A 2,641-nucleotide genomic window follows, 5' to 3' on the forward strand; every position below is an offset into this window, starting at 1 on the left:
TGTCAAGGGCCATGAAGAACTGCCCACTGGCGGCCACGGAAAATGCCCGCTGATGGCCATGAAAACTGCCCACTCATGGCCAACAGATCTGCCCACCAGGATTCGGCGGCGTTGGCCATGCGCGGAGCGAGTGTTAGCTCATCGGCGTCACGCCCTGTCCGGCGAGGGCCTGCGTGAGGCGGATCGATTCGCCCGACGTCTGGCAGACGTGAGCGTGGTGAAGTAGCCGGTCAACGGTCGCTGTGGCGAGGGTCTTGGGCATGAGCTCGTCGAAGCCGGCAGGATGTAAATTCGACGAGACCGCGATAGATCGTTTTTCATAGGCCGCATCGACGAGCCGATAGAGTCCCTCGGCCGCGTCGGTCCCAACGGCCAGGAGCCCTATGTCATCAATCACGATGAGGTCGGCGCGAAGGATGCGCGCGACGACTCGGGTGACGCTGTCGTCAGCGCGGTGGGCACGCATCAACGCGCCGAGGTCCTCGAGGCGGAACCACGCCACACGCATGCCGGCCTCGACGACTTGCTGGCCGAGGGCCTCGAGGAAGAACGTTTTTCCCGTGCCGGACGGCCCGCAAACGACAACGTTCTCCTTCCGCCCGATCCACTCGAGGGTGCGGAGGGCCTGCTGCGTCGGCAGCGGGATCGACGACGCAGCCGGGTCCCACGTGTCGAAGGTCTTCCCCGTCGGGAACCCAGCGGCCTTCCGGCGGGTGGCGAGCATCGACCGCGACCGACCGGTGACTTCCTCGACGAGGAGGGCTTTGACGACTTCGGAGGGTTCCCACCGTTGCGTGCGCGCCGTGATCAGCAGCTCCGGCGCTAACGCCCTGGCGTAGGGCATCTTCAGCTGCCGCATTAACGCCTCCAGGTCGGCTGGCAGAGCGGGTGCGGCGGTCGGGACGGGGCTCATGCGCTTTCTTCCAGCAGGTCGTCGGGAAGGCTCACGGGCGGTTGACCGATCGCGGCCCAGCCTCGGGTTCCTTGGGTGAGGGACTGGGTTTCGCTGGCCGTGTGGGTGGCAGCGCGGAGACCGGCCGCGTTCAGAATCGAGGCGAGGTCCTTGTGCGCGAAACGACCATGGACGGCCGCAGTGCCCAGGGCCTGGTCAACGTCGGCCTGCCCAGCGATCTTCGCCAGCGCCACGGCCTCGGCCATCTTCTGCGTGATCCGCATCGTGCCCACCGCAGCGGCCTCGAGCAGCCAGGTCCGGGCGCCAGCACCAATCGCGAGGAACTCCGTCTCAGCTGCACTTCGCGCTTTCACGGCATAGTCGCCGGGGACCCTGGTGGCATGATCGGGGAAATGAGTGTCGTTGATGGCGGGACTGCCCGGCCGGGCGCGCTGGTGCCGGGCGACTTCAACGGGCCCGTCCAGGCCCTCGTGCACGACGATGACCTCCTCGTCCAGGCCGAGGCCGTGGCTGCGCACGAATACTCGCTGGCCGAGCAGATAGAAAGGCACCGAGTACTGAGCGTTCTCGAACGTGATCATCGGCGTGTTGTCCGGGACGCTGCGGGACATGCCGAAGGAGATGGTGTGCGCGGTGCCCGGAACACGATGCAACCGGGGGGCTTCCTCCACGAGCATCGCTGCGGGCTTGCGGCGCGTGGCGCGGTGTTCACGGTTGTTGACCAGGTCCATGAACTCTTGGCAGGCCGTTTCGACGTCGGCGAAGGAGTCATATTCGGGCCGGAGGTTGGTGTCTTTGGGAACGATGTCGGCCTTGGCCAGCTTCACCGAAGACTCGACACCACCCTTGGTCGCTGGATCCGCCGGCTGACACGTCAGCACCGTGACGCCGTAATGGCGGGCGAAGTCGACCGTCGCGACGTTCCGGACCGGAACGCCGGCGACGTGAGAGACGGTGACGGTTTTCTCGTTATCGGTCAGGACGTAGGTCGGGGCGCCGCCGATGACGCGGAACGTTCGATCCAGTGCTGCGTAAACGCTCGGCGCGGTGCGGTCCCGCATCACGATGACGATCCGGAACCGTGACCAGGCCAGCCAGGCGATGTAGAGCACGGTCTTCTTGCCGTCGATCACGGGGCCGTCGCCGAAGTCGTACTGAATCCACATGCCCGGCTCACAAATCCATGGGCGGTGCACGCGGGTGTTACCGAGGCGGTAGGCGGCACGAACCTGAGCGAAAGCTCGGCGGGTCGAGCGATCCGAGCCCGTATAGCCCAGAGCCACGAGCTTCGTGTGGGCGATGTCCGAGCGCAGCTTGCCCTTGGACGCGACCATCCATTCCTCAAGCTTGGGCATGAACGGGTCCGTGACCCGACCACGATTGACCGGGTTCGCAATCGGCTGGCCAGCGTCGCGAGCGGCAACATGGCGAGCAACCGTGTGATGGGAGCACCCCGTCAACTCTGCGGCGCCCCGCAAAGATTTGGTCAGATCATACGCAGCGAGTATCTCCATGATTTCTACGTCTACCTTCATAAGTGGGCCTCTTCCTGAGCTGTTTGATGCGTCTAGATACCGCAATCAAACCTCAGGGAGAGGTTCCGCCGTTTTAACGGGCGGGTTCAGATCAGGAAGTGGGCAGATCTCATGGCCACCAGCGGGCAGTTCTACTGGCCGTCAGCGGGCAGTTCCATGGCCGCCTATGGGCAGCTTGTCATGGCCGCCGACA

General features: G+C 64.9%; 2 protein-coding genes. Both read right to left on the bottom strand.

Annotated features, from left to right (window positions below):
• Positions 1–133 precede the first annotated feature (133 nt).
• Entirely contained in the window at positions 134–859 is a 726-nt protein-coding gene (gene istB / locus E3O50_RS14850) for an IS21-like element helper ATPase IstB (protein ID WP_277612990.1), read from the bottom strand.
• Positions 860–909: 50 nt separating this feature from the next.
• The gene (gene istA / locus E3O50_RS14855; RefSeq protein ID WP_134560808.1) at positions 910–2,448 is read right to left on the bottom strand and encodes an IS21 family transposase; all 1,539 of its coding nucleotides are present in this window, start codon (positions 2,446–2,448) and stop codon (positions 910–912) included.
• Positions 2,449–2,641: the final 193 nt, after the last annotated feature.

The organism is Cryobacterium sp. MDB1-18-1, assembly GCF_004402735.1.
In the GTDB taxonomy this organism is placed as follows: Bacteria; Actinomycetota; Actinomycetes; order Actinomycetales; family Microbacteriaceae; genus Cryobacterium; species Cryobacterium glucosi.